This is a genomic window from Marivirga harenae (genome assembly GCF_030534335.1).
In the GTDB taxonomy this organism is placed as follows: Bacteria; Bacteroidota; Bacteroidia; order Cytophagales; family Cyclobacteriaceae; genus Marivirga; species Marivirga harenae.
Genome location: NZ_CP130565.1, coordinates 892,813 through 918,385, shown reverse-complemented (window position 1 = coordinate 918,385; position 25,573 = coordinate 892,813). Strand labels below are relative to the sequence as shown.

Here is a 25,573-nt window from a genome sequence, read left to right as displayed (position 1 = left end):
TATAATGAAGAAAAGTATTTTGCTCTTTTTAAGTTTGATTTTCTCTCCCTTGCTAGCACTGGCTCAACAAGAATCAGTCAGTACGGAGGACTGGTATTTTAGCCCAGGTATTATTGGGACAATATTTTTGATTATAGTAGTGTTGATATTAGCCATTATTATCCTCATTGGTAGGGTTAATGGTTTTGTAAATCGATTTAATAAGAAAGATAAGGCTATCGAGCGAAAGCGGATTCTAAATGAGTTGAAAAATTTAGAGGAGCCTGAAATTGATAAAATTCTTCTTGAACGAAAATCAGCAATGAAAAACATGCTAAAGGGGGATGAATTGGGTTCTGAAATGAGCGTTTCTGACAAACGGGCTCTAATCAAAAGAATTTATGATGATCCTGAAAATTTATTTTTTGAAGAAAAGAAAAAGACTAGTCTCAGCATAGAAACGCCTAAAAGTTTAAAAACAGTAGTGCTCTATTATTTGGGAGCGGGGACATTCTGGTTGATTTTTGGTACACTGATCGGGCAATACCTGGGAATGAAATTCATTTGGCCCGATATGGAATCAGTAGCATGGCTTTCCTTTGGCAGACTACGTCCAGTTCATACCAATACCGTATTTTGGGGTTGGTCTTCTCTTACTATGATAGGGCTGGCCTATTTTGTTATTGCCAGAACATCAAACACAAAAATTCATAGTGTTAAATTGGCATATATAGCTTTCATCCTCATCAATCTATGTGTAATTATTGGCAATATCTTATTGATGGCCGGTCTTAACAATGGCGGTGGAGAGTACAGAGAATATGTATGGCCGGTTATGTCATTATTTGCAATTGGCTTGATTATTACGTTTTTCAATTTTTATAAAACAGTTGCCAGTAGGAAAATATCAGAGATTTATATTTCAAACTGGTTTATTTTAGCGGCATTGATTTGGACAACTGTTTTAGCCATTATTGGATATTTACCTTTTTATCAGGATGGTCTAGGCGAAACTATTACCCAAGGCTACTACATGCATCAGGGCGTAGGCATGTGGTTCATGACTTTTACATTGGGGTTGGTTTATTATTATCTACCGGCTGCATTAAATAAACCAATTTATTCCTATTCTTTAGGGGTTCTTGCTTTTTGGACTCAAATGTTGTTCTATACCTTAATCGGGACTCATCATTTTGTATTCAGTCCTTTGCCTTGGTGGTTACAAACAGTTGCGATCGTTTTTAGTGCCGGAATGTTTATTCCTGTCTTGGCAGGTACCACTAACTTTCTATTGACAATGAAAGGTTCCTGGGCACAGATTTCAAAAAGTTATGTACTCCCATTTTTCTTAGTGGGCGTTGTCTTCTATTTTGTAGGCTCAACTCAGGGCAGCTTTCAGGCATTTAGATTCACCAATTTTGTCTGGCATTTTACTGATTTTAATGTGGCTCACTCTCACATGACTATGTATGGGATCATTGCTTTTTTCCTTTGGGCATCAATTTACGCCATAGTGCCTAAAGTAACAGGCAACGAACCTCCTCAAATATTAGTGGGAGCGCATTTTTGGTTTGCGTTCATCGGTTTATTTGCCTACATGATTTCACTAATGGTTGGAGGTACATTAAAAGGCCTAAGTTGGATTGAAGGCGAATCGTTTATTGAGTCTGTCATTCTAATGAAACCATACTGGGTATGGCGAGCAATTGGGGGAACGCTAATGTTTCTTTCTCATATCATATTTGCTTACAACTTTTATATAATGGCTAGAAGTAACAATAGCAGTATAAAATTAAAAGGATAAACTAGACTAAACATGTTTAATTTTCATAAAGATCATAGGAAATTAGTATTGACTGCACTCCTAGTGTTTGTCTTTCTGAGTACTATCATTGCAATAGTACCTTCCTACCAAATGCAAGATGTTGAACCACTGCCTCAACAAGAGCAATTGAGTGAAGAGGCGATCAAAGGACTTCAAATATATATATCGGAAGGTTGTGTAGCTTGTCATACGCAGCAGGTGCGAAACATCGAAATGGATCAAGTTTGGGGCTCGCGCCCATCCATGCCTTCAGATTACTACTACAGCAAGCAAAGAATGAATGCTTGGCAACAATCTCCTTCCCTTTTGGGAAGTGAACGTACTGGGCCAGATTTAACTAGTATCGGGAATAGACAGCCAGGAGCTAGTTGGCATCTTTTGCACTTCTATAATCCTCGTATCGTAGTAAAAGAATCCGTTATGCCTTCTTATTCCTATTTATTTAGCCATAAAGAGGAAGATGAGATGCGTGATGGGGATGAAGCTGTAGATATACCATCGGAATTTTTGAAAGAGAAAGGAAAGGTGGTAGTTGCCACCGAAGAAGTGAATAATCTTATTGCTTATATGCAATCCTTAAAACAAACTGAACTACCATCTGCAAAAGATTTTATTCCAGCTAAAAAACAAGCTTCTAAGTCCTCTACTACCTCAGATGTTGGAGGAAATGAAAATGATACAGGAATAGATGGCAAGCAGTTGTATAGTCAGACATGTTCTGCATGTCACCAACAGAATGGAGAAGGTCTCAAAGGGGCATTTCCTCCTTTAAAAGGGAGTTCTGTAGTGACAAACGAAGATCCAGAATTATTAATAAAAATTATATTACAAGGATACGATGCCAGAAGTGATTATGGGCAAATGCCTGGTTTTGCAACTCAACTTTCGGATGCGGAGATTGCGGCAATAGCTAGTCACGAACGAAGTGCTTGGGGCAATGATGCCCCTAAAGTATCCGAAGAAGAAGTGAAGAAGATTAGAGATATGGTCATGGAAGAAGCAAAAAGTAAAGAGTTATGAAAACGAAAACAAGACTGACCAAATTGCTGGTATTAGTTTTCATTTTTTTTATGAATACTGGTACTGCCTTGGCATGCGATGTTTGCGCTGAAAATCAGCCTGCAGGACTAGAGAATGTAACGCATGGAGAAGGACCTACAGCCGTTTGGGATTACGTTATTAGCTGGGGCGCTGTAATAATTGTTGGGTTTACACTGATCTACAGCTTGAAATATCTGATCAAACCCAAAGAAAACTCAAAATCACACATTAAGAATATTGTCATTGATAACCTATAATTAGGATGGAAGATAAAAGAATAGTGAAAGTTTATTTGGATGATGAAAATGAGCCTTTTGGGTCTTTTAAACCTCCAGTGAAATTTGATTTGGATACAACAAAAATAGCCGATGGTAAGCACAAGCTTAAGATTGTTGCTAAATCATCTAGTGGTGTTGAAGGAATAAAGGAGATTCCATTTGAAGTTAAAAATGGGCCTGAAATATCGGTAATTGGCCTAAAGAATCACGAAATCGTGGATAGTACAACTTCCATTACTATTAATGCTTATGGAAGCGAAACCAATGATGAGTTTGTAATTAAAGGCTCTGAAACACCCAAGGCTATTCCCGCATGGGTTTGGGCTATAGTGATAGCATTTATTGGTTTTGCATTGTTTTATCTCATAATGTACTGGGATTCGGATTTATATAACTCATTTTTCTAATGGACACTTCAGCAAAGATTCAAGATTTAGAAGACATCAAATTGTTGGTCGATACTTTTTATGGAAAAGTCAGACAAGATGAAATGCTTAAAGATATCTTTCACGAAAGAATTAAAGACCAATGGCCTGAACATCTGCAGAAAATGTATCGATTTTGGCAAACAGTTTTACTAGAGGAGCATACTTACCATGGAAGTCCATTTGCACCTCATGCTAATATGCCGGTGGAAACAGCTCATTTTAAACGTTGGATAACACTTTTTACTGCTACTGTAGATGAATTGTTCAGTGGAGATGTTGCAGAAGAAGCAAAATGGAGAGCCGGAAAAATGGCAGAAATGTTTAATTTTAAAATTCAGTATTATAAAGATTCCAACGAAAAACCAATACAGTAAAATGGAGAAAAGAAAGCCACTTAGAAGAAAAGAAGAAATGAAACCAGTGAGCCGCGACCATCACCACTCACTGTTACTTTGCTGGAAAATTAGGACAGCTTTTAAAAATAAGGTCTCAGCCGAAAGGGTGAAAAAGTATGCTGATTGGTTTTATCAGGAACATGTATTACCTCATTTTGAATTGGAGGAGAAGTATATATTTCCTGTGTTGGGTAATGAAGATGAACTCGTGAAACAAGCCTTATCAGAACACAGAAGACTCAAACGACTTTTTGAAAATGAAGAAGAACCCCTAAAATCATTAAGTCTGCTAGAAGAAGAACTGGAAAAACATATCCGCTTTGAGGAGAGAGTCCTCTTTGAGAAAGTACAAGAAATAGCCACTGCCGGTGAACTCAAAGCCATTGAACTCCACCATGCTTCAGGCGAATTTGAAGAAAATACCGATGATGTTTTTTGGGTTTAAAAGGGTGCACCTATAATTGGGATAAACTGATGAATGAAGTCTATTAAGGCTTTGACACCCCCCTTCGCCCCGCCAGCTGGCGCGGGATACGCACGAATTACATTTTCACAATATTTTGAATTCACATCATTTCTTCAAATATTTTGATTGAAAATTTACAAAATAGTGATAAAACTTATTATTTCCTGCTGATATAAATCTGTGCGACTGTCCCCTTGAGGGACCACAGGGGTGTTGCTCGAGTGGATTAAAGTGATTTGATCTAGTTATAAAGCAGCAGAAAGAAAGCAAGAAATAAACATAATAGACACGCTATTTATCTCTTTTAGTATTTGAGTACCAAAATTTACAACCTTAAAAAAGTCTCTCCTCTCTCCAATTTTTCAAGCAAAGCCACCATATTGGTGTTTTCCAACATTCGCTTGAGTCTTGTTCTCACTTCTTTAAACTGATAATGAATTGGACATGGTTTTTCTTCTGAGCATTGACTTAAACCTAATCCACAACCGTCATAAGTATGTGATCCGTCAATACAACGGACTACGTCTATTAGATATACCTCCTTTTGCTGCTTTTGGCTGAGGCTAAATCCACCGTTTGGCCCTTTGATAGAAGATACCAAATCATCTTTTACCAATTTTTGTAAAATTTTGGCAGTAAATGCTTCCGGTGAATCAATATTTTTTGATATATCTTTCAAACCAACATTGGTGCCTTCTTTACTTCTATTGGCAATGTAGATAGTTGCCCTTATTGCGTATTCACATGTTTTTGAAAACATTTTTTCTTCCTTAGATTAAATAAGTAATAAAAGTAAATTCATTTTTCCCATTCTCCAAAAGAGCTTGCTGTTTCATGTAACTTCAACTTCTTCAAGAACACCGGTGTGGGTAATGCATCCTGAACTTGTTTTCTTATATAATCTAGCAATCGTTCTACGGTAGGCTCATTTTCCATCCAAAAGATTGTACTCTTGATTTCCCTGGATATTCTGGCGTTTTCATCATTCTTCTTTAAGACCAAAGCATGATCGAACGTTTTAAGCACCTTCTCATCGACAATTTGCTTCAATTCTTTAAAATCAATAATCATGTCATCCTCCTGTATTTCTTGAGCTGAAACTGTTACAAACAATCGATAGGAGTGACCATGTATATGCTTGCAAGCTGCCGGGTGATTGCTAAGGCGGTGAGCCGCTTCAAAACTGAATTCTTTAGTGATACTTATCATAAAAATCGAAAATATCAGCAAAGGTATTAATATGATTTAATAAAAGATATGTTTGTCCGAAATATTTGGCTTTCGGATAAAACCGAAGGCTAATAATATTGCGAAATCTGATCATAAACTATTTTTAGACAATGTGGATAACCCCCTGCTTCTCTTCTTTGCTTGCTTATTGTGTTTAATGAAGCAGGTGAAGCAAGCATTTGTAAATAACTGAATAAGAGTGTGTAAAGAGTATTTCATTTCGAAAATTGCTTGCTTTCTTGTGCTTTTTGTGGATAAATAAAGACCAATACATCCTTTGAATTATGCGATTAACGCACTTATATTCGGATATATTTATCCTTAAATAAAACAGCAAAGAAGCGAATCAATATGGAAAATTATGTCATCAAAAGAAACGGAGAGTACCAGCCCCTACAGCACTATAAAATTAAAGATGCAATCAGAAGAGGATTCAAAAGTATAGGTGCCGAATATGACACTGATATTCTGAAAGCTGTATTAAAGAAGCTAGAAGAAAAGACCACATGGGCAGTAGAAGAAATTCAAGACATTATTGAACTACAACTCTTCGAATTCGGATATTTTGAGGTAATGCGTTCGTTTATGCTATATAGGCATACAAGGAAACTTCAAAGAAACAAAAAAGAGGGAGTAAGCTGCGATACTACCTGGGTAGACAGTACTCACACTATAGATGAATATATTGGCAAAGCTGATTGGAGAATCAATGCCAATGCTAATACCTCCTATTCCAATGCAGGTTTGGTTAACAATGTGGCGGGTAAAGTAATTGCTAATTATTGGTTGGATAAAGTTTATAATAAAGAAGAAGGTTACGCCCATCGAAATGGTGATATCCATATCCATGATCTGGATTGTTTGACCGGCTATTGTGCAGGTTGGAGTTTAAGAGTACTATTAAATGAAGGCTTCAATGGCGTAAGAGCTAGAGTAGAAAGCAAACCACCCAATCATTTTCGGGAAGCGCTTGGTCAAATGGCGAACTTTTTAGGTATTCTCCAAAGTGAATGGGCAGGAGCTCAGGCCTTCAGTTCTTTTGACACTTACCTTGCACCTTATGTTTTCAAAGATCAGTTGACCTATGAAGAGGTCTTGAAAGGAATTAGAAGTTTCGTTTATAATTTGAACGTTCCTGCTCGCTGGGGACAATCTCCTTTTACCAATATAACACTTGATTGGGTGGTACCTGAAGATTTACGTCAACAAATACCTACTAAACAAGACCAACATCTTTTCTTAAATGTTCAGGATGAAATCTTGAAACAGAAAGTCCAAGCTAGAGGGGTAAAATCAATGGAAGAATTGACCTATCAACATTTCAAAGAAGAAATGGATATGATTAATAAGGCCTATTATACCGTGATGACGGAAGGTGATGCCAATGGGCAGCCTTTTACTTTCCCGATTCCTACGGTGAATATTACTGAGGATTTTGATTGGAATGGTAAAAACACAGATGTCCTTTTTGAAAATACAGCTAAAATTGGCTCTTCTTATTTTCAGAATTTTATTGGTAGTCAGTACACTCATGATGAAGACGGGAACAGAATTGAAAATCCACTAGCCTACAAACCCAATGCAGTAAGAAGCATGTGCTGTCGGTTGCAATTGGATTTGAGAGAGTTATTAAAAAGGGGTAATGGACTCTTTGGCAGTGCGGAAATGACCGGAAGCATTGGAGTAGTAACCATCAATATGGCGAGACTGGGTTATTTGTATAAAGGGAATGAAGCTGCTTTGTATGAGCGGCTTGACTTTCTCTTGAACATCGCTCAATCGACCTTGGAGAAAAAAAGAAGATTTATCCAGGAAATGTATGACCGAGGGCTCTATCCCTATACAAAACGCTATCTAACTCATTTCAGAAATCATTTTTCTACCATTGGGGTAAATGGTATGAATGAAATGATCAGGAATTTCACTGATGATCAGCACGATATCACTTGTCATCAAGGGATGAAAATGTCTGCCGAAATGCTCGATTTTATCAGGGGAAGAATGAAGCAGTATCAAGAAGAAACAGGCAATTTATATAATCTGGAGGCTACACCTGCTGAGGGGACCACTTACCGATTTGCCAAAGAGGATAAGAAGCGTTTCCCTGAGATATTACAAGCTGGTATAGAAGATAATATTTACTATACGAACAGCTCGCAAATACCTGCCAGTCATACAGATGATCCTTTCGAAGCCTTAATGCTACAGGATGATTTGCAATGCATGTATACAGGAGGAACGGTTTTACACTTATATATGCGCGAAAAAATTAGCTCTGCGGAAGCTTGTCGTAATTTGGTTAAGAAAGTGATGACCAATTTCAAACTCCCTTACATTACAGTAACTCCGGTTTTTAGTATTTGTCCAACCCACGGATATTTAACCGGAGAGCATGAATATTGTCCGAAATGCGATGATATTTTAAAAGAGCAATTAGAAACAGAAGAGGCCGAACTTTAATTAGTAATTTTTAAACTTTAAAAGAATAAGAAAATGGAAGCACAAGTAAAAACAGCAGCAAAGTCAGAGATAAGTGATGAATTAAGGACGAAATGTTTAGTCTACACACGGGTAATGGGCTATCATCGCCCGGTAGAGAGCTTTAACATTGGCAAAAAAGGAGAGCACAAGGAACGAAAGCATTTCAATGAGTAAGGCAACACCCATATATGACATCACCCCCTTTACACTTCTGGATTATCCAGATAAAACAGCCTGCATCATTTGGTTTGCAGGCTGTAATATGCGGTGTGGCTATTGCTATAATCCAGATATCGTTTTAGGAAAGGGGGAGATTTTCATAGCAGAAGCACTTCAATTTTTAAGGAATCGAAAAGGACTTTTGGATGGGGTAGTCATGAGTGGAGGAGAATGTACGCTTCATCCATCGCTGATTGATTTGGCTTTGGAGGTAAAAGCTTTGGGGATGAAAGTGAAGATCGACACCAATGGAAGCAGACCTGAAGTATTAAAAAAACTTTATAAAAATGATACGCTTGATTATGTAGCCCTAGATTTTAAGGCTACAGCTGAAAAATTTCAATCGATCACAAAATCAAATTTATTCACGCCATTTGAGCAAAGCTTGTCTTTTCTAGTAGAACATAAAGTGCCTTTTGAAGTGAGAACTACCGTTCATTCTGCCCAACTAAAAGCTGAAGACATTTTAAGTATGAGAAATTACTTGGTACAAAGGGCTTATCGTGGTAATTACTATCTACAGCATTTCACCAATAACAGTGAGATTTTGGAAGTAATGTCAGATTCTAACATAACAGAATTTGACAAAGAATTCTCCAGCCCCGAAGTAAAAGTACAAATGAGAAAAACTATCTGATATCTAAAAATTTGATTTTTTGTATATAAACAGTTAATTTAATGACATATGTCACAATCTCATTTAGATATATTTGATACTTTTGCTTTAGAAGGCAATTAAACATGGATATTCTACAACCAATAAAAAAATTACTCACCAGAATTGGCCTGGAACCTGACCCTAAATGGAAAAAAGTGGCGATAGTTTCTTTTGCTGTTTTGGTTGGCTTAGGTGTTTACTTATTTAAAATAAGTAATGCTGTGTCTTATCTTTCCGATGACCCACAGGCATGTGTTAACTGCCACATTATGACGCCCCAATACATCACATGGAATCATAGCTCTCACCGCGAGGTGGCCCACTGTAATGATTGTCATGTACCACACGATAATATCTTCAATAAATATTTCTTTAAAGCAAAAGATGGACTATATCATGCTTCTGTATTTACTATGAGAGCTGAGCCGGAAGTAATAACAGCTCTAGAGCCTTCTCGTGCCGTTATCCAAAGTAATTGTATCAGATGCCATGAACCTCAAGTGACCGATGCGAAAATGACTGGTTTTGTGGAGAATCATCATTCAAATAGAACAGACAGAACTTGTTGGGAATGTCACAGGGAAGTTCCTCACGGGAGAGTGAAGAGCTTATCTTCTGTAGGACATCAAATCGAGCCTATTAAACTACATACACCAGAAGAGAGGGAAATTATTCCAAGCTGGCTTAAAGAGTCATTGAAAGAACAAAAATCAAAGCAATCTAAACCTTAAATACCATGAAGAACTGGATACTTTTTGGGATCACTGCAATTGCAGTTTTTCTAATCGCAATGTTGGCATATACTGTAATAGACAGAAAAGCGGAAGCTCGTTTTGCCTATCAGCCAAAGGTAGAAATTGAAGGCATTGAGCCTAGAGACTCTGTATGGGGTCTGAATTACCCAAGACAATATCAGTCCTACATGGAGACGGCCGATACCACCTTCAAAAGCATGTATAACACCAGTGGATTTGCAGATATCCTTGATAAGCAATCGGAATTGGTGGTATTATGGGCAGGATACGGATTTGGCAAAGACTACAATCAGCCACGAGGTCATGTTTATGCCGTAACCGACATTTTGAAAACCCTCAGAACTGGAGCACCGATGAAGGAGGGGGACGGGCCAATGCCAAGTACTTGCTGGACTTGTAAAAGTCCTGATGTTCCTCGTTTAATGAGCGAAATTGGTGTTACTGAGTTTTACAGTAAGCAATTCTCTGATTTAGGAAGCCAGGTGATAAATCCGATTGGTTGCGCAGATTGCCACGATCCTAAAACAATGAATTTAACGATCACTCGTCCTGCTTTAATTGAAGCATACGAGGCTATGGGGAAAAATATCAATGATGCTTCACATCAAGAAATGCGCTCGCTAGTTTGTGCACAGTGCCATGTAGAATATTATTTTGATAAGGACAAGCCAGGTAAAGAAAAAGCCAAATATCTAACCTTTCCTTGGAAGGATGGAATGGATGTAGAATCAGCAGAAGCTTATTATGATAAAACAGATTTTGCCGACTGGGTGCATCCGATTAGTAAAACCCGCATGCTTAAAGCGCAACACCCGGACTATGAATTATTTAAACAAGGGGTGCATGCCAAGCGTGGTGTGAGTTGTGCCGATTGCCATATGCCTTACAAATCAGAAGGTGGACAGAAATTCACTGATCACCACATAGGATCTCCTTTGGAAAATGTAGAGAATTCATGCTTTGTCTGCCACAGAGAAAAAGTTTCTGATCTGGTTGATGATGTTTACGAACGTCAAAGAAAAATAAAGGAGGGGACTTCTGAATTGCAGACCTTAATAGCCAAAGCACATATAGAAGCAGGAAAAGCTTGGGAGTTAGGAGCTACTGAAGAGCAAATGAAGGAAATTCAAAAAGGTATTCGACATGCACAATGGAGATGGGATTATTCGGTAGCCTCTCATGGTGCTGCTTTTCATGCCCCTCTGGAAACAAGTAGAATTGTAACTTCAGCCACAAGAATCATCATGGAGTCTAGAATAGAATTAATGCAGTTGCTCAATTCTTTAGGTCATTCTGGAGATGTTGAAATGCCTGATTTTAACAGTAAAGAAGCGCTCCAAAAATATACAGGAATAGATATAGAAAAAGAACGATATAATAAAGAAAAATTTCTAGAGGAGATTGTACCAAAATGGATGAAAGAAGGGAAGGAAAGAGAAGCAAAAATGAATGTAACTGAAGTGGGCTCAAAATAGCCGATCCAAAAAACCATTGATTATGAAAAATATATTAAAATTCGGATTAAGTCTGATTCTGGCTTTTTCCGCACAGCTTTCCTACGCTCAATTTTCAGTTGATGGGCAAATAGTTCAACGAGCAGAGTATCGAAATGGAGAAGGTAGATTAATTGGGGTAGGCCAAGATCCAGCGACTTTTATAGCGCATCGGATGCGATTGCAGACTCGATATGAGATGGATGGGTTTACTTTTTATGCGAGCATACAGGATGTTCGGACCTGGGGCAATACTCCTCAAACCAAAGCCACTGACCCTTTTTTATCCTTGCATGAAGCTTGGGCAGAAACTTCTTTAGGTGATTATTGGAAAATAAAATTAGGAAGGCAAGAACTAAATTATGATAATGCGCGCTTTCTGGGAAATTTAGATTGGGCTTTGCAAGCCCGTGCTCATGATTTTGCTCTCATCAAGTACGAAAAGGAAAAGTTGAAAATCCACTTTGGTGGAGGATTTAACCAAGATGGGCAATCTCTTTCTGGAAATCTGTTCTTTAATCCCAACCAATATAAAGTAGCTCAAATGCTACGATATGAAAACCAGTGGGGTGACTTTAAGCTTTCGGCTCTTTTTTGGAATGATGGACGACAGTTTATTGAATCAGATGCTGCAGGGAACGTGATTAATGATCAGGTCAATTACAGCCAAACCATTGGCTTACCTACCATTAAGTATCAATTGGGTAATACTTTGCTTTCAGGTTTTTACTACCATCAGACGGGAAAGGATGTTTCCGACAGAGATGTTAATGCTTTTGATGTAAGCGCACAAATCACTCAAACTTTGAATTCAAATACTGAAAAAGGCAGCAGCTTCAAAGCAACATTGGGTATTGAAATTATCAGCGGAACCGATAATATTTCTACAGAGCAGAATAATTCCTTTAATCCACTTTACGGAACTAATCATGCGCATAATGGATATATGGATTTGTTTTTTGTGGGCGGAAGATTTGCAAATAGCGTAGGCTTGCAGGATTATTATTTAAAAGGAAGGTATCAGTTCAATCCTAAATTTTTCACGCAGTTGGACGGGCATGTTTTTTATAGCGAGGCGGAGCCTGTACCTATGAATCCAGTGCTTCCAGTTGGAATTCAGCGGTTAAGTAAATATTTAGGCACAGAGATAGATTTATCTTTCGGCTATATCTTAAACCGAGCAGTTTCTATTCAAGGAGGGTATAGCCAAATCTTCGCATCTGATACTTTTGAATTTCTGCAAGGACAAACAGCGTATAAAAATACACAAAACTGGGCTTATGTGATGTTCATATTTAGGCCCACAATGAAAAATAGATTTATAGGAGTTTTATTCTAATGAACAAAATTTTAAAAATAGTATTATCGACTAAAGTCACTTTAGTATTGTTATTGGCTTTTGCCAGTTCAATGGGCGTGGCTACTTTTATTGAAAATGATCATGGAACTGAAACTGCCAGGGCTTTAGTGTACGAAGCCTGGTGGTTTGAGCTTATTATCGTTTGGATGGCTGTTAACTTTCTGGCACACATCAACAAATATAAATTATTCAGCAAAGGAAAGTGGCCGGTGGGTTTATTTCATGTGGCCTTTGTAATTATCGTTCTGGGTGCAGGCATCACGCGCTATTTCGGTAAGGAAGGTATGATTCACATTCGTGAAAAACAGGAAGAAAGTACTTTCTATAGTAATGAAAGATATTTGCAACTGGAAGCGCTCAATCATGAAAAATCGCACTATTTTAATGAACAAGTGGCCTTCACGCCTAAAACGTTTAGCCCTTTTGAAACTAACGTTGAACTGGCGGGCCAAGAATTAAAAGTAAAAATTGCTGATTACATTGCTGCTGGAAAGGAAAGCTTTATTGAAGGAGATAACACCTATATTTCGCTGGCTGTAACCAAGGGCGAAGGCAGAGAGGATTTTTTGCTGAAAGAAGGTCAGAAGATTAAACTTGAGGATATTGCAATCGCAACCAAAAAAGGAACTCAATCTGATGTAAAGATATTTAAAGAAGAGGGAGAGTGGATGATTGAATCTGCGAAACACTTGACAATTATGGAAATGTCCACTCAAAAAATGGGCACTTTGCATAAAAATGAAAAACGACCTCTAAAGTATATGAGCTTGTACCAGTGGGATGGTGGAGCATTTTTGGTGAAATCTATTAATGAAAACTCAGCCTTGACTTATGAACCTGAAGAGGACGAAAAGAAGGCTGAAAATATGGTGGATGTAGCGCACTTAATTGTGGAGGATAAGCAAGGAAATAAGCTGACCGATGCATTCGTCCATGTTGTTAGTATTGAACCTGACTGGACGAAGTTCGAGTATGAGGGCCAGAATTATGCCATTACTTATGGTCCTAAAGCCTTGAAACTTCCATTTAGTGTTTACCTTTCTGATTTCCAGTTAGAGCGTTATCCGGGTAGCCGAAGTCCTGCCAGCTATGCTAGTGAAGTAGAGGTGAGGGATGGTGAAACAAGTTTCCCTTTCCGAATTTATATGAACAATGTGCTCGACTATGCTGGATATCGATTTTACCAAGCTTCTTATGATACAGATGAGATGGGAACCGTACTTTCCATTAATCAAGATAGGCCGGGTACATATATCACATATTTAGGCTATACATTATTGACTTTAGGAATGCTCTTAACCCTGTTTGCGAAGAGAAGTCGCTTTGCTTTACTCAATAAAAAGCTTAACAAAATGAAAGATACTGGAGTGAAAAAAGCAAGTCTGCTTATAGCTTTCTTCTGCTTAAGTCTTTTTAGTCTGCATGCGCAAGACCAATCCGCTATTGAACACTCTGTAGTGCCGAAAGAAAAGGCTGATGAATATGGGGAATTGATTGTACAAGATATGGACGGGCGAATGAAACCGCTCAATACTTTGGCTCATGAAATTGTTCGTAAACTGAGCGGAAAAACTTATATGCCAGTACCATTAAAAGATGGAACTATAGAATTGACTCCAGAGCAATTTTTGCTAGCTGTTCAACTTGACCCTGTCACCTATGGAAATTTACCATTGATTAAAATCGATCAAGAGAAATCATTAGAAGCTTTTAACGCCTTGGGACTGGAGCCAACTGATCGCTTAAGTTTTAGGCAGTTTTTAGCAGAAGATGGATCCTATAAATTAAATCATCTGGTAGAAAAAGCCAATAAACTGAAGCCTTCCGAACGAAATGAAGGTCATAAAGAACTCTTAAAAACAGATGAACGATTCAATATCTTTTATGCTTTATTGTCTGGTGATTTCCTCAGACTATTCCCGCTAGAAAATGATGAAAATAACACCTGGTTTACTAAAAATCAGTTTAATCAGGGTTTTGGTGAAGAAGATGGACGATTTGTCAAGAATATCATTCCCTTGTATTTACAAAACCTAGATAAAGGCATCAGAGAGCAAGATTGGGAAGGAGCAGATGAGGCACTCAACTACATCAGTCTTTACCAGCAAAAGATTGGTAAAGAGGTTTACCCTTCTGATTTGGAAATTAAAGGGGAGCTCCTTTACACTAAATTAAACTTAGGAAGCCAATTGTTTGGTCCATTCTGGCTCATCGGAATTGTGATGCTTGTTTTAGCAATAGTATTACTCTTTCAGGATAAAAAAGCGGTTCGAATAAGCTGGAAAATAGGAACAGTTTTAAGCTGGATCGGTTTGTTGGTATTTACTTTTCATTTGGGTTTGCGTTGGTATATCGCCAAGCATCCACCGTGGAGTGATGGTTTTGAAATGCTTGTTTTTGTAGCATGGGGGGTATTATTCTTTGGATTACTATTTTCAAGAAAATCTCGATTTACATTGCCATTGGGTCTTTTATTTTCTGGAACATTATTGTTTGTAGGTTTTCTGGATTGGCTTAATCCCGAAATTACCAATCTAATGCCTGTTTTGAATTCTTATTGGCTGAAAATTCATGTGGCGATAATCGTAAGTGGTTACGCACCGCTAGCTTTATCGGCTATAATTGGACTGTTAAGTCTCATTCTATTGATTTTTAAACCCAAAGACCCGCAAGCAAAATGGTGGAAAAGCATGGAAGAACTCACCATTGTTAACGAAATGTCGATCACGATTGGCTTATTTCTATTGGCAGTTGGTACTTTCTTAGGAGGTGTTTGGGCTAATGAAAGTTGGGGGAGGTACTGGGCTTGGGATCCAAAGGAAACATGGGCACTGATTTCTGTGATTGTTTATGCCATAGTGCTGCATATCAGACTAATTCCCAATTTAAGAGACTATCTGATTTTCAATTTAGCTACTGTTTGGGCCTTTTCCTCTATCATAATGACATCCTTCGGGGTGAATTACTACTTGTCAGGATTACATTCCTATGCCAAGGGTGACCCAGTTCCTGTACCTAACTGGGTGTATTGGTGTGTTGGTATTCTACTGATAATATCTGTGGGGGCTGTTATCCGACACAGGCAAATGAAATCTCAGGAGAAGTTGAATGTGACTACTTAGATACTCGTAAAAATGAAGTCTATTTTGAAATTCAGAAGAAAGCACGAACTGGAAAGTTCGTGCTTAATGCCATTAAGCAAAGGATTCTATAAATATTCTGTAATAAAATGAATTTGAATTAACTTAATAATCTTTCCCTCGCTTATGGTTGTCCCTAAATATGAGAAGGAAAAATTTAAATTTCCTGCACTTTGACAGCAACTATTCTCAGTATTACATTCCGTGCGTCACCCCTTTGAAGAAAGGGATCTATTCTATTGAAACTTCATTTCAATAATCTACATTCTGACAATTTCTTTAAATAGATTTAATTTTAATACATTAAAACGCATTCTTAATAGTTTAACCCTTGGTTAAAATGAATAGATTCCTGCCTGCGCAGGGATGACGTTCTTATCTATTTTAGTAGTATACAAAATAATGCAAGGAGAAAAAACAAACTCCCTTGCTAATCCGAACTTTCTAGCCCCTACCATTTTTCTAATCTAAAGCTGAACCCCTCCAAAAATCCCCACTATCATTGCGGAAATTACAGCTAAAAATATTACACCGAATTTCCAGATACCATGTGCTTGACGCATTTCCATATATTCCAAAACCACTAAAATGAATTTAAATACGGCCAACAGCATGACAAGGACTGCAGGAATCCACATTTGGCTTATTTCCATACCGGAAAGGTAGGTGCTTAGGATTGTTAAAATTATCAATGCGATATATACAAAAGTTAATCTTTTCATTTTTTAGCGTTTAAAGTTTTCAATGGTTTAAAAAATCAAATAAAGGGCGGGGAAGAGTAAGAGCCATATTAAATCACACATGTGCCAAAAGGCTGCACCAGCCTCAACATTTTCTACTTTTACTGAATTCTTGCCGTTGATATTTAATAGGATAATCAGTAATATAAACAAGCCAACAATGACATGAATTAAATGAAAACCAGTTAGTAGCCAGTAAAATGTAAAGAACATGTTTTCTTCCAGACCTAAACCCATGTCCAACTTTTCACTGTACTCATACCATTTAACAATTATAAAAACGCAACCGCTTATAATGGTAGCTATCATGAAATTTATTGCCAATCCCGTATTTTGCTTCTTAAAATAGTGCACTGCGGACGCCATAAAGAAGCCACTGCTTAATAATATGACCGTATTTAGTCCTCCGAAATAGGTGTTAAGAACAGCTGTAGATTGAGCAAAAAGTACTGGCTCTTCCATGCGATAGTAAACCAAGCCCGCCAGAGCCAAACCGAACGTAAATACTTCCAATAGAATCAATATCCAAAGCAATAAGCCACCAGGAGGAGAGGATATGTTTTTGTAATCCATTTGATTTTTCTGAATTTTAGCTGTTAGTTCCATTCCAATAATCTTTTTTCTCCCTTAATATCTTTTATTTCTGTAATGTCTTGAGACATCTCAACCACTCCTTTATAGTTTTTATGCTGATCACGAACTGCAAAATATCTGATGTAGACAGTTCGTCCTTTGAAATTAATCCAAAATGAAGCTTCGTTCTTGCTGCCTTTCCTGAATTCTTCTAGTATTTTAAGGACTGTACCTACACTTTTGGGAGGATGGCAAAATTTAACCTCCCGTCCTATTATGCCAGCACTTCTTGCAAATACCCTATCCTCGCCAAGGTTGTAAAAAATCACTTTATCATTCTCATCCACGTATGTGAGATCGATAGGAATCGTACGAAAGAGAAGGTTTACTTGCTCCACCGTCATATATCCTTCGTCAAAATGATGACTTTCTTTAGGAGCAAAAGATAAATCTCTTGCAGTGTTGTCTTGCGAAGGGTGTATATACTTCACTGATTTTTCCGGTCCACAATTGGGCATCCAGCCAATTTCTTCTTCACCTGTTTGCATTTCTTTCCAGTCTTGCTCTTCTAATGTGTTTAATGCGTTGGGGAAAAGAACTGTTTGTTCCACCGCCATTAGATTGTTGATTCCATTTAATAGGTAGTGAATATTCTCATCTAGCTTTGCAAATTCTCTCGCTTCATAGTACTTTCTCAAAAGGCAAAATTGGTCACGTAAATTGTCATGAAAAGACCACATATTCCGTGACGGGCCATCCCATCCTCGTTTTTCCAAATAGGGAAAAAGCTGGTTTTCCTTTCGCTCGAATCTTTTTTCAATGCTGCTAAGTTGATTATACAGATTGTAAAATAACTGATGGTCTTCAGCAGCTTTCACCGTCCGCATTTCCCAAATAATTTTCTGTAGCAAATCAATCTCTTTCATATAATGAGTAAGAGGATGCCAGTCAGCCAAATTTTCTATATCTTCTGTAATTTGCATGATTACTGATTTTTAATTTTTGTGTAAAGTTTTACTAGTGAGTGGATGAGATCCTCTGGCTTTGATAGTATTTGATAATGGTTTTGCCCGAACATTTGGGGCAGGTAATACTTTGCCTGAGACTCAATGGCGACTGCATAGGAGTTAATATTCATCAGGTCGAATTCTTTTAGGGCCTGCTTCACATCCTTTACTCCATACTTACCTTCATATCGGTCATAATCATTAGGCTTGCCATCACTCAGCAAAATCACCCATTTATTTTGACTTTCCCTGTTTTGTAAGCGAGTGCCAGCATGTCGCAGGGCAGTTCCAATTCGAGTATAACCACTTGGAGCAATCGCACCTACCTTGTTCTTAGCATAGGTCCAGTTTTCATCAAAATCTTTTATCGTAAGGTAACTAGAATGATTTCTCGTTTTAGAATAAAATCCATCAATACAAAAGTCAATTCCAAATTCGTTCAGTATTTCTCCAAAGAGAATCGATACTTCTTTTTCCACATCCAAAACCCTACGGTTATTCACGAAGCTATCACTGGAAAGACTCAAATCCAGTAAAATCATCAAAGAGAGATCTTTCTGTTTCTTCCTGTTCTCAGTATAGATATTTTCATTGGGCGTCCTTTTGGCATGCATATCCGTATAGAAATCCACTACGGCATCTAAGTCGAAATTGCTGCCATTTGAAAGCCTTCTTTGTTGTTGCGCTTTATTGTTAATAGAAGCGACCATTTTCCGAAGCGAGTTCAATACGCTTTTATTTTTACGGATGGTATTTTGATAATAATTGAAATCAAGTTCCTTTTGGAAATCAGGAAAAAGTTTACAAAAATCCTTTTTATAGCTTTTGCTTTTATAGTCCCATTCATCGTATGAAACATAAAATGCCTTGCTATCTTTTTCAGCACTCTCAGAAATAGTGGCTTGCTCTACGAAATCAGCCTGGTAAACGGAGTGAACCGGTTCATCAACTCGCACGGTCTGCCGCATGCGCAGTTCCTCTAGCGCATCCTGATGCTTTTCCAGTTCATCTGAACCATCAAAATCACGCCATACACCATCATGTTCTTCAGCAGTTTCTACCTTTTCAAAGTTATGAAGCAACACATAATCTTCTTGCTGTTTTTTATCGATGCTAATGCTTTTAATCTCCTCAACAGCTCGGGCTTTTACAATAGTATCGGCTTTGTCAGCTGGTTTTTGTACTTTTTCATCAAAGTTTTTTAAAGGGTCGTTTTGCTGTTCTGCTTTTTGCTTTTGCATCCATTTACCGTACAGCATACTGAAATCAGCATCCTCACTATTTTCAGCTTGCTGCATGAAATAATCATAGAATTTCTTGTGCAGTTCCGCTGCCACAGGAAACTGTTCGTAAAGGATGGGCAGAATTTCTTCTGCACTTTGCAAAGCCATCTTTCGCGATAAATCCACATCATCTTCTGGATAGCTCCAGTTAATGTCTTTTTCCTGCTGTACACTTAGGTAAAGAAGCCTAAAGAAATAGAAAGAAAGGTTGGTCTCCCAAGTAGGCATTTCCGAAAATTCAATGGGCAGGAAGTAATTATTACCTTTATAACCACCTTCTTCTTCTGCCGGATATATTTCTATTGCTTTACCACTGATGGCACGTGCAAGCAGGATAAGTCTGGGTTTAATCTCTTCCAGGGCCACTTTTTGTGGTAAACTATCATTTGTTTTGTCCTTCTTTTTTTTAAGATATTTGGCTACTTTGCCAAAAATCCATTCGTCCAGATCTAATCCCATGATCTATTTATTTTGTGGTGTTCGATTTGATAAATTCGATGTTAACCTCTTTCTCTTTAGTAGAAAGTGAGACGGGATCTAAATCATCAAATCACATAAATCTTTCAAAGAAGTGGTGGTATGCTCGTCATCAGTAAGTGGTTCCACTACTGCAACATGCATACTTTGCCGCTTAGCTAATCCGCTATGGATTAAAACAGAAGCATCAACCAAAAGTCGTGTGGAAACAGTTTCTGCAAGACCCAATTCCGTCAGATTTCTTATTTTATTACCTATGGCCACTATTTTTTTAGCATTGCTATGGTCAATGCCACTTTCTTTTTCCAAAATATTTGTCTCTGTTTTAGCTTCTGGATATTGGAATGACAAGGCGATAAACCTTTGCCTGGTAGATGGCTTCAATTCTTTAAATCCTTTTTGATAACCCGGATTGAAGGAAGCTACTAACATAAAATTCGGATTTGCTTTGATGGTTTCTCCTAATTTATCTATAAAGAGCTCTCGTCTGTGATCCGTCAGTGAGTGAATCGCCACAATTACATCCGGCCGGGCTTCAGCGAGTTCATCAAGGTACAGGATAGCGCCTTCTTTTACAGCCGTTGTCATGGGCCCGTCAACCCAAACAGTTTCTGCCCCCTTGATTATAAATCTACCAATTAAATCGGTGGAGGAGGTTTCTTCATGACAACTGATTGTAACTAATTTTCTATTTAGTTTCCCTGCCATAAATTCTACAAATCGGGACTTACCGCAACCTGTAGGGCCTTTCAGTAGTAGTGGTAGTTTATTACGCCAGGCGTGTTCAAATATTTCCGCCTCATTATTTATTTCCTGGTAAAATGGTAAATTTTCCATCGGTCTCGTGTTATGTTTATTATCGATTTTATGATGTAGAAGTGATGTGGCCGGAAGCTTAACTATAAAACCATAATACAACCAACATTTCTCCCGGCCTTTTACATCACATCCTAACTAATTCTTTATCAGAATTTTCATCTTTTGGTTTTCCTTCAATATCATCATTTCCTGATTTTTCTAGGGCCTCATCTGTAGGTCGGCCGTATTTAATGAATTCATAAATGTAAATTCCTATGCCAGTTGTAAAGAGTGAGGCGCAAATCAACATTACTGCAAAGTGTACCTCTACTTCATCTTGCACTGTCATAAAATCCATTTTCAATTTTCTTTCTAGATAAACCTGTACAACACCAGCTACGCCCATTGCGGTTACCATTCCTAGCATTCCGATATTAGAAAGCCAGAAAGCCAAATGGCCAGCGGTATTATTATGCCTCTTGCGACCTGTCATATTCGGCATGCTGTAACTTATAATTGCCAATACAATCATGGCATAAGCGCCCCAGAAGGCATAATGCCCATGCATGGCGGTAACCAGAGTTCCGTGTGTATAAATATTGGTTTGTGGTAAAGTATGAGCAAATCCTAACAATCCAGCTCCGATAAATGAAACGATTGAGGCTCCAATGGTCCAAAATAAAGCGATTTTATTAGGGTGATTTTTTTCGCCTTTTCTATACATATAAACTGCAAAAAGTGCCATAGCAAGAAATGCCAATGGTTCCAAAGCGGAGAAGATCCCACCTACAATCAGCCAAATTTTATTCACTCCTATATAGTAGTAGTGGTGTCCTGTTCCTAAGATACCTGAGAGGAAAGTTAAACCAACGATCACGTAAAGCCATTTCTCAATTACTTCTCTATCTACTCCCGTTAATTTTATCAACAGAAATGCTAAAATACCACCCATGATCAATTCCCAAACTCCTTCTACCCATAAGTGAACTACCCACCATCGGAAGAACGAATCAGTAACCTGACTGTCAAACCAGATCATGCCAGGGATGTATAGTAAAGCAGCAAAAAACAGTCCCATCACTAATACCATCGCTGTAGTGGTCTTTCTTTTTCCTTTGTATAAGGTGGTAATGATGATGCCCAAGAAAAGCAGTACATTAATAACGACCAGAAAATCTAGCTCTCTAGGGATTTCCAGAAATTTCCTACCTTCCCAAATATTAAAATGATAGCCCGTTATAGCTGCAACTCCTACCAAAGCAAGCGATATTAATTGAACGTAGGCAAGTTTTACACTCACCAGTTCTCGTTGAGCTTCTTCAGGAATGATATAATAAGCTGCCCCCATAAAACCACTCAGCAACCAAACAACCAGCAGATTAGTATGAACAGCTCTTGCTGCATTAAAAGGTATAAAATCGTGGAAAACGTCAAATCCAATCCGTGCAAAGCCCATAATAAAGCCATACACTATTTGCAGTGAAAACAGTAGCATACATAATGCAAAGAACCAGTAGGCTACTTTTTGAGATTTATATTTCATCTTTTTATAGTTAAAGTTTTAGATTTTGCTTTTACTCCTCATTCATCTTTTCCATTCTATCTTTCGCCAAAGGGGACACCATTCTATCAAATCCATTCAGATCCAATTCCCCAATCCATTTAAAATACTCGATCATGGCTTCTGCCTCTTCCTCGCTCATTTCATAAGCCACCATTTTTCTACCATTTGGAGCCCATGGAACAGGAGACATTAAAATAGCCTTGATGATTGGTTCGCCTTTTCTATCCACCACTTTGGTGAGTTCTGGGGCATAATAGCCGCCTTCTCCCATTATGGAGTGACAGCCCATGCAGTTGTTGGTTTCCCATAAATGTTTTCCTTTTATTACTTCTGCAGTAATATTTTCGTGATTAGTCTGATCGTTGGATGGCATCATGGAATAGATGGTTAAGCCGATAAAAATCAGGAAGGTGACCAGTGTTCCTCCCAGAAAAAAAGCCTGTGCTTGCGATTTTGATAACATGACTATTTGCTTTTAGTGGATACTCATTAATAAAGGATAAAAAGATCCTTTATTATTCAAAGGTATATCCAGATTTCATATTTTTCAATAGGGGATTAAAAAAAATGAGGGAAAGGTCAGACTGAATTCTTTATGAAAACTCTTTTAAATCGTTTAAATAGACATTTTACGTAAATAGAGCTTCGTTTATATGCCAAAAAACAGCTTCATCCTTGATTTATATCATAGTTTTTGAATGCTGCTAGAAGACGCACTTAATTATATTTTGATAAAAGATAAGCATAAGGTGCTGTATGAATTTGATTATTAATTGATTTTCAAAAACTTTGACCCTTCTCATTTTTTTGACTGACTTAAAGCAGGATTAGTCTGAAAACAAGCCTATACCTTTGATATTTTCAAATAAGTTCAATGGATTCGTATACAATGTATATGTCCTTATAATATCAAAGTTATTCTATGACATTTTCAACTCATCAGCACACTTTCCATATTCCTGTAATGGGCTTAGCCTATACTATTGACACTCCTATCCGTCTAGCCCATTTAGGCATTAATTCAGTGGTTTCTCTAGGAGATGATATATTAATAGAAAGGGTAAGGAAATTCTATTCTCAAAAATTTGATTTTGAATTTATTCCCATACTAAGCTCCGAAATTGATGCCAGAGCCAGAAGGATTACTTCTTATCTTAATCTGATGCACAAAATTGTGGTGCAAAAGTTTGAAGAGCATAAGGTGAAACTTGCCACGGACGAAAATTACCTGGATAATTTTCTTGATTTACTACCGAACTATTCTCGAGCAAAAAAAAGAATAATAGAATTTGCTCAGAAACTTAATCAAACTGAGCTTTTAGATTCTTTACATAAAACATTGAGCCCAGGGAGAATTGATGTGAATATTATGACAAAGTTGGATAAAACCAATTATTATGAAAATAGAGAACTGCCTGTTGAGTATAACGATGCCCATTCTTCTTTGAGGGCATTTGCTAATAGTAATCTATCTTCATCCTTGGTTTTGTCAGCAGGAATGAATCCTAAATTATTTAGTTATTTGACCGCATTCGATGATTTCCTTCCTGATCCAAAAGCTAACTTTAAGAAAGAAGTAATCATTAAAGTAAGCGATTACCGCTCTGCACTAATTCAAGGCAAATTACTTGCCAATAAAGGGATCTGGGTTTCCGAATTCAGGATAGAATCGGGTTTAAATTGTGGAGGTCATGCATTTGCTACCCAGGGCAAACTTATGGGACCTATCCTTGAAGAATTTAAGCGCAATCAGGAAAGCTTAGTCAGCAGTTTATTAGCCATTTATGAAAAGGCTGTAGCTGAAAAGAATATCATTCTAGAAAAGAAACCTACTGTGCGCATCACTGCTCAAGGTGGCGTTGGCACTGGCGCTGAACACGAATTTTTATTGAAACATTATAATCTGTCTTCAGTAGGATGGGGAAGTCCGTTCTTACTGGTTCCTGAAGCAGTTTCTATTGATGAACCCACTCGCAAGCAGTTATCTGAAGCTGGTGAAAAGGATTTCTATTTAAGCAATGCTTCTCCTTTAGGTGTCCCCTTCAATAATTTAAGAAAATCCTCTAGGCAAATTGAGATGGATAAGAAATTGCAAAAAGGGAAGAGTGGCAGTCCTTGCACCAAAAAATTTCTGATGTTAAATACTGAATTTACCGACAAGCCAATATGCACTGCTTCGACTAAATATCACAAGCTTAAATTAAAGCAGTTAGCAAGTGAAAATTTGAGTAAAGAAAAATATGAAGCTGAATATTCGAAACTGATTGAAAAAGAATGCTTATGTGGAGGACTATCAACTGCATTTTTCTATGAGAATAGTATGGATACCAAAGTAGAAGGAGCTGGAGTCACAATCTGTCCAGGTCCAAATCTTGCTTATTTTAGTGGTAAAATAAAACTCTCGGATATGATAAAGCATATTTATGGGATAAGGGACGTATTAAATCAGATCGAGCGACCCAATGTATTTATAAAAGAACTGGAACTCTACGTTAATTTTTTCTTGAAGGAGATTGAAAAATACAAAGCAGAGCCATGTAGTAAATTGGCGAAGTATTTAAGGGGCTTTCAAACTAGTCTGTGTGAAGGTATTGAATATTACAAATCGCTCTTTCGGCAAAATGAGAATTTGCTTTCTCATGGATTCACCAGCTCCATTGAACAGCTACATCATTTTGAAAACATAATTAAAACAACTCTGACAGAAGATAAAGAACTTATCTCGACATAAATATTTTCAAATGCAATCGCTTTTGTAACAAATATGACAATACATCTTTACTAAAAAAGGATATATTTGTCCCTTAATTTAAATTAATAAAAATATGAACACAAAACACACGTATAATCTCGATCTTGGATGGCAAGAAGGTAGAATTGGTTTAATGAGCTCCCCAGAGCTTCATAAAAAAATAACAGTTGCAACACCTCCTGAATTTCCTGGAGGGGTAGAAGGCATATGGTCGCCAGAGCACCTTTTTACAAGTGCAGTCTTGTCTTGTTTTATGACTACCTTTTTAGCCATAGCCGAATACTCGAAGTTAGAATTTTCAAAATTTGACTGTAAATCTGAAGGTGTTCTAGAGAAAGTGGACGGAAAATTCAAGATGTCAGCTATTACATTAAAACCATTTATCGAATTGCCAGAAGGTGGCAAAATGGATAAAGCAATTCGACTTATGGAAAAAGCAGAAGCGGCTTGTCTAATTAGTAATTCAATTACAACAACTGTAAAGTTGGATTTTTCTGCAATTCAAGTTTCCGAGCCAGTTTAATAGATAGTTCTGTAGCTAAAGGAGGTCAGAGGAAATAGACCTCCTTTTTTTTGTGCAGAAATAAATCTATTTTGAAATAGATTAGAAAAAATCATCAAACTTAATTAA

Annotated in this window: 22 protein-coding genes and 1 pseudogene; 14 read left to right on the top strand and 9 right to left on the bottom strand. The window is 37.5% G+C overall.

What is annotated here, in order from left to right:
* Positions 1–4: 4 nt before the first annotated feature.
* From Q3Y49_RS03880 to Q3Y49_RS03855, 6 genes are read left to right on the top strand one after another with little or no spacing between them, the layout of a single operon-like run.
* Positions 5–1,783: a cbb3-type cytochrome c oxidase subunit I gene (locus Q3Y49_RS03880; RefSeq protein WP_303270931.1), complete on the top strand. Its 1,779-nt coding sequence runs from the start codon at positions 5–7 to the stop codon at positions 1,781–1,783.
* Positions 1,784–1,795: 12 nt separating this feature from the next.
* On the top strand, positions 1,796–2,824 hold the full coding sequence (locus tag Q3Y49_RS03875; RefSeq protein WP_303270930.1) for a cbb3-type cytochrome c oxidase subunit II: 1,029 nt from the start codon (positions 1,796–1,798) through the stop codon (positions 2,822–2,824).
* A complete protein-coding gene (locus Q3Y49_RS03870) occupies positions 2,821–3,102 on the top strand; it encodes a hypothetical protein (RefSeq protein WP_303270929.1) in 282 nt (93 codons plus the stop codon). Before Q3Y49_RS03875 ends, Q3Y49_RS03870 begins: the two co-directional genes overlap by 4 nt.
* A gap of 5 nt (positions 3,103–3,107) precedes the next feature.
* Complete coding sequence (locus Q3Y49_RS03865; RefSeq protein WP_303270928.1) at positions 3,108–3,530, top strand: cytochrome C; 423 nt, start codon at positions 3,108–3,110, stop codon at positions 3,528–3,530.
* A complete protein-coding gene (locus tag Q3Y49_RS03860) occupies positions 3,530–3,925 on the top strand; it encodes a group III truncated hemoglobin (protein WP_303270927.1) in 396 nt (131 codons plus the stop codon). The genes Q3Y49_RS03865 and Q3Y49_RS03860 overlap by 1 nt, the downstream gene beginning before the upstream one ends.
* 1 nt (position 3,926) lies before the next feature.
* Positions 3,927–4,391: a hemerythrin domain-containing protein gene (locus Q3Y49_RS03855; protein WP_303270926.1), complete on the top strand. Its 465-nt coding sequence runs from the start codon at positions 3,927–3,929 to the stop codon at positions 4,389–4,391.
* 346 nt (positions 4,392–4,737) lie between these two features.
* Here the strand turns inward: Q3Y49_RS03855 and Q3Y49_RS03850 are convergent, their stop codons facing one another.
* Together Q3Y49_RS03850 and queD are read right to left on the bottom strand one after the other, a co-directional pair.
* A complete protein-coding gene (locus tag Q3Y49_RS03850) occupies positions 4,738–5,172 on the bottom strand; it encodes an RrF2 family transcriptional regulator (RefSeq protein ID WP_303270925.1) in 435 nt (144 codons plus the stop codon).
* 38 nt (positions 5,173–5,210) lie between these two features.
* Entirely contained in the window at positions 5,211–5,621 is a 411-nt protein-coding gene (gene queD, locus Q3Y49_RS03845; protein WP_303270924.1) for a 6-carboxytetrahydropterin synthase QueD, read from the bottom strand.
* A 372-nt stretch (positions 5,622–5,993) separates the two neighbouring features.
* Between queD and Q3Y49_RS03840 the strand changes: the two are divergent.
* The 6 genes and pseudogenes from Q3Y49_RS03840 (at position 5,994) to Q3Y49_RS03815 (ending at position 15,730) form a co-directional block, all read left to right on the top strand.
* Positions 5,994–8,297: pseudogene (locus Q3Y49_RS03840) on the top strand (ribonucleoside triphosphate reductase).
* Positions 8,290–8,979, top strand: coding sequence for an anaerobic ribonucleoside-triphosphate reductase activating protein (locus Q3Y49_RS03835; protein WP_303270923.1), 690 nt, complete (start codon positions 8,290–8,292; stop codon positions 8,977–8,979). Before Q3Y49_RS03840 ends, Q3Y49_RS03835 begins: the two are co-directional and overlap by 8 nt.
* Before the next feature lie 104 nt (positions 8,980–9,083).
* Positions 9,084–9,731, top strand: coding sequence for a cytochrome c nitrite reductase small subunit (gene nrfH, locus Q3Y49_RS03830; protein ID WP_303270922.1), 648 nt, complete (start codon positions 9,084–9,086; stop codon positions 9,729–9,731).
* A 5-nt stretch (positions 9,732–9,736) separates the two neighbouring features.
* The gene (gene nrfA, locus Q3Y49_RS03825) at positions 9,737–11,230 is read left to right on the top strand and encodes an ammonia-forming cytochrome c nitrite reductase (protein WP_303270921.1); all 1,494 of its coding nucleotides are present in this window, start codon (positions 9,737–9,739) and stop codon (positions 11,228–11,230) included.
* Between the two features lie 22 nt (positions 11,231–11,252).
* A complete protein-coding gene (locus Q3Y49_RS03820; RefSeq protein WP_303270920.1) occupies positions 11,253–12,587 on the top strand; it encodes an alginate export family protein in 1,335 nt (444 codons plus the stop codon).
* Positions 12,587–15,730: a cytochrome c biogenesis protein gene (locus Q3Y49_RS03815; protein WP_303270919.1), complete on the top strand. Its 3,144-nt coding sequence runs from the start codon at positions 12,587–12,589 to the stop codon at positions 15,728–15,730. Before Q3Y49_RS03820 ends, Q3Y49_RS03815 begins: the two co-directional genes overlap by 1 nt.
* A 485-nt stretch (positions 15,731–16,215) precedes the next feature.
* Here Q3Y49_RS03815 and Q3Y49_RS03810 read toward each other — a convergent pair whose 3' ends face one another.
* The 7 genes from Q3Y49_RS03810 to Q3Y49_RS03780 all read right to left on the bottom strand — a co-directional run bounded on the left by Q3Y49_RS03810 (position 16,216) and on the right by Q3Y49_RS03780 (position 22,653).
* Positions 16,216–16,470: a cytochrome C oxidase subunit IV family protein gene (locus Q3Y49_RS03810; protein ID WP_303270918.1), complete on the bottom strand. Its 255-nt coding sequence runs from the start codon at positions 16,468–16,470 to the stop codon at positions 16,216–16,218.
* A gap of 27 nt (positions 16,471–16,497) precedes the next feature.
* Complete coding sequence (locus tag Q3Y49_RS03805; RefSeq protein ID WP_303270917.1) at positions 16,498–17,094, bottom strand: cytochrome c oxidase subunit 3; 597 nt, start codon at positions 17,092–17,094, stop codon at positions 16,498–16,500.
* Positions 17,085–18,044 carry a DUF438 domain-containing protein gene (locus Q3Y49_RS03800; RefSeq protein ID WP_303270916.1) on the bottom strand — a complete coding sequence of 320 codons (960 nt, stop codon included), beginning with the start codon at positions 18,042–18,044 and terminating at the stop codon, positions 17,085–17,087. The genes Q3Y49_RS03805 and Q3Y49_RS03800 overlap by 10 nt, the downstream gene beginning before the upstream one ends.
* 2 nt (positions 18,045–18,046) lie before the next feature.
* Positions 18,047–19,810 (bottom strand): nitric oxide reductase activation protein NorD, encoded by a 1,764-nt coding sequence (locus tag Q3Y49_RS03795; RefSeq protein ID WP_303270915.1) that lies wholly within the window; start codon positions 19,808–19,810, stop codon positions 18,047–18,049.
* Between the two features lie 78 nt (positions 19,811–19,888).
* Positions 19,889–20,665, bottom strand: a complete 777-nt coding sequence (locus tag Q3Y49_RS03790; protein ID WP_303270914.1) for a CbbQ/NirQ/NorQ/GpvN family protein — start codon at positions 20,663–20,665, stop codon at positions 19,889–19,891.
* 106 nt (positions 20,666–20,771) lie between these two features.
* On the bottom strand, positions 20,772–22,169 hold the full coding sequence (locus Q3Y49_RS03785) for a cbb3-type cytochrome c oxidase subunit I (protein ID WP_303270913.1): 1,398 nt from the start codon (positions 22,167–22,169) through the stop codon (positions 20,772–20,774).
* Between the two features lie 31 nt (positions 22,170–22,200).
* The gene (locus tag Q3Y49_RS03780) at positions 22,201–22,653 is read right to left on the bottom strand and encodes a c-type cytochrome (RefSeq protein ID WP_303270912.1); all 453 of its coding nucleotides are present in this window, start codon (positions 22,651–22,653) and stop codon (positions 22,201–22,203) included.
* 459 nt (positions 22,654–23,112) lie between these two features.
* Between Q3Y49_RS03780 and Q3Y49_RS03775 the strand changes: the two genes are divergently transcribed.
* Entirely contained in the window at positions 23,113–24,921 is a 1,809-nt protein-coding gene (locus Q3Y49_RS03775; RefSeq protein ID WP_303270911.1) for a hypothetical protein, read from the top strand.
* Positions 24,922–25,015: 94 nt separating this feature from the next.
* The gene (locus tag Q3Y49_RS03770; protein ID WP_303270910.1) at positions 25,016–25,465 is read left to right on the top strand and encodes an OsmC family protein; all 450 of its coding nucleotides are present in this window, start codon (positions 25,016–25,018) and stop codon (positions 25,463–25,465) included.
* Positions 25,466–25,573 lie beyond the last annotated feature (108 nt).

Excerpts from the sequence above, each read along its gene's own strand:
- Q3Y49_RS03865 (WP_303270928.1), top strand. The coding sequence starts at position 3,108 with ATGGAAGATAAAAGAATAGTGAAAGTTTATTTGGATGATGAAAATGAG.
- Q3Y49_RS03790 (WP_303270914.1), bottom strand. The coding sequence starts at position 20,665 with ATGGAAAATTTACCATTTTACCAGGAAATAAATAATGAGGCGGAAATA.
- Q3Y49_RS03795 (WP_303270915.1), bottom strand. The coding sequence starts at position 19,810 with ATGGGATTAGATCTGGACGAATGGATTTTTGGCAAAGTAGCCAAATAT.
- Q3Y49_RS03780 (WP_303270912.1), bottom strand. The coding sequence starts at position 22,653 with ATGTTATCAAAATCGCAAGCACAGGCTTTTTTTCTGGGAGGAACACTG.
- Q3Y49_RS03860 (WP_303270927.1), top strand. The coding sequence starts at position 3,530 with ATGGACACTTCAGCAAAGATTCAAGATTTAGAAGACATCAAATTGTTG.
- Q3Y49_RS03810 (WP_303270918.1), bottom strand. The coding sequence starts at position 16,470 with ATGAAAAGATTAACTTTTGTATATATCGCATTGATAATTTTAACAATC.
- Q3Y49_RS03800 (WP_303270916.1), bottom strand. The coding sequence starts at position 18,044 with ATGCAAATTACAGAAGATATAGAAAATTTGGCTGACTGGCATCCTCTT.
- Q3Y49_RS03770 (WP_303270910.1), top strand. The coding sequence starts at position 25,016 with ATGAACACAAAACACACGTATAATCTCGATCTTGGATGGCAAGAAGGT.
- Q3Y49_RS03785 (WP_303270913.1), bottom strand. The coding sequence starts at position 22,169 with ATGAAATATAAATCTCAAAAAGTAGCCTACTGGTTCTTTGCATTATGT.
- Q3Y49_RS03870 (WP_303270929.1), top strand. The coding sequence starts at position 2,821 with ATGAAAACGAAAACAAGACTGACCAAATTGCTGGTATTAGTTTTCATT.
- Q3Y49_RS03880 (WP_303270931.1), top strand. The coding sequence starts at position 5 with ATGAAGAAAAGTATTTTGCTCTTTTTAAGTTTGATTTTCTCTCCCTTG.
- queD (WP_303270924.1), bottom strand. The coding sequence starts at position 5,621 with ATGATAAGTATCACTAAAGAATTCAGTTTTGAAGCGGCTCACCGCCTT.
- Q3Y49_RS03820 (WP_303270920.1), top strand. The coding sequence starts at position 11,253 with ATGAAAAATATATTAAAATTCGGATTAAGTCTGATTCTGGCTTTTTCC.
- Q3Y49_RS03815 (WP_303270919.1), top strand. The coding sequence starts at position 12,587 with ATGAACAAAATTTTAAAAATAGTATTATCGACTAAAGTCACTTTAGTA.
- Q3Y49_RS03775 (WP_303270911.1), top strand. The coding sequence starts at position 23,113 with ATGACATTTTCAACTCATCAGCACACTTTCCATATTCCTGTAATGGGC.
- Q3Y49_RS03875 (WP_303270930.1), top strand. The coding sequence starts at position 1,796 with ATGTTTAATTTTCATAAAGATCATAGGAAATTAGTATTGACTGCACTC.
- nrfA (WP_303270921.1), top strand. The coding sequence starts at position 9,737 with ATGAAGAACTGGATACTTTTTGGGATCACTGCAATTGCAGTTTTTCTA.
- Q3Y49_RS03850 (WP_303270925.1), bottom strand. The coding sequence starts at position 5,172 with ATGTTTTCAAAAACATGTGAATACGCAATAAGGGCAACTATCTACATT.
- Q3Y49_RS03805 (WP_303270917.1), bottom strand. The coding sequence starts at position 17,094 with ATGGAACTAACAGCTAAAATTCAGAAAAATCAAATGGATTACAAAAAC.
- Q3Y49_RS03835 (WP_303270923.1), top strand. The coding sequence starts at position 8,290 with ATGAGTAAGGCAACACCCATATATGACATCACCCCCTTTACACTTCTG.
- Q3Y49_RS03855 (WP_303270926.1), top strand. The coding sequence starts at position 3,927 with ATGGAGAAAAGAAAGCCACTTAGAAGAAAAGAAGAAATGAAACCAGTG.
- nrfH (WP_303270922.1), top strand. The coding sequence starts at position 9,084 with ATGGATATTCTACAACCAATAAAAAAATTACTCACCAGAATTGGCCTG.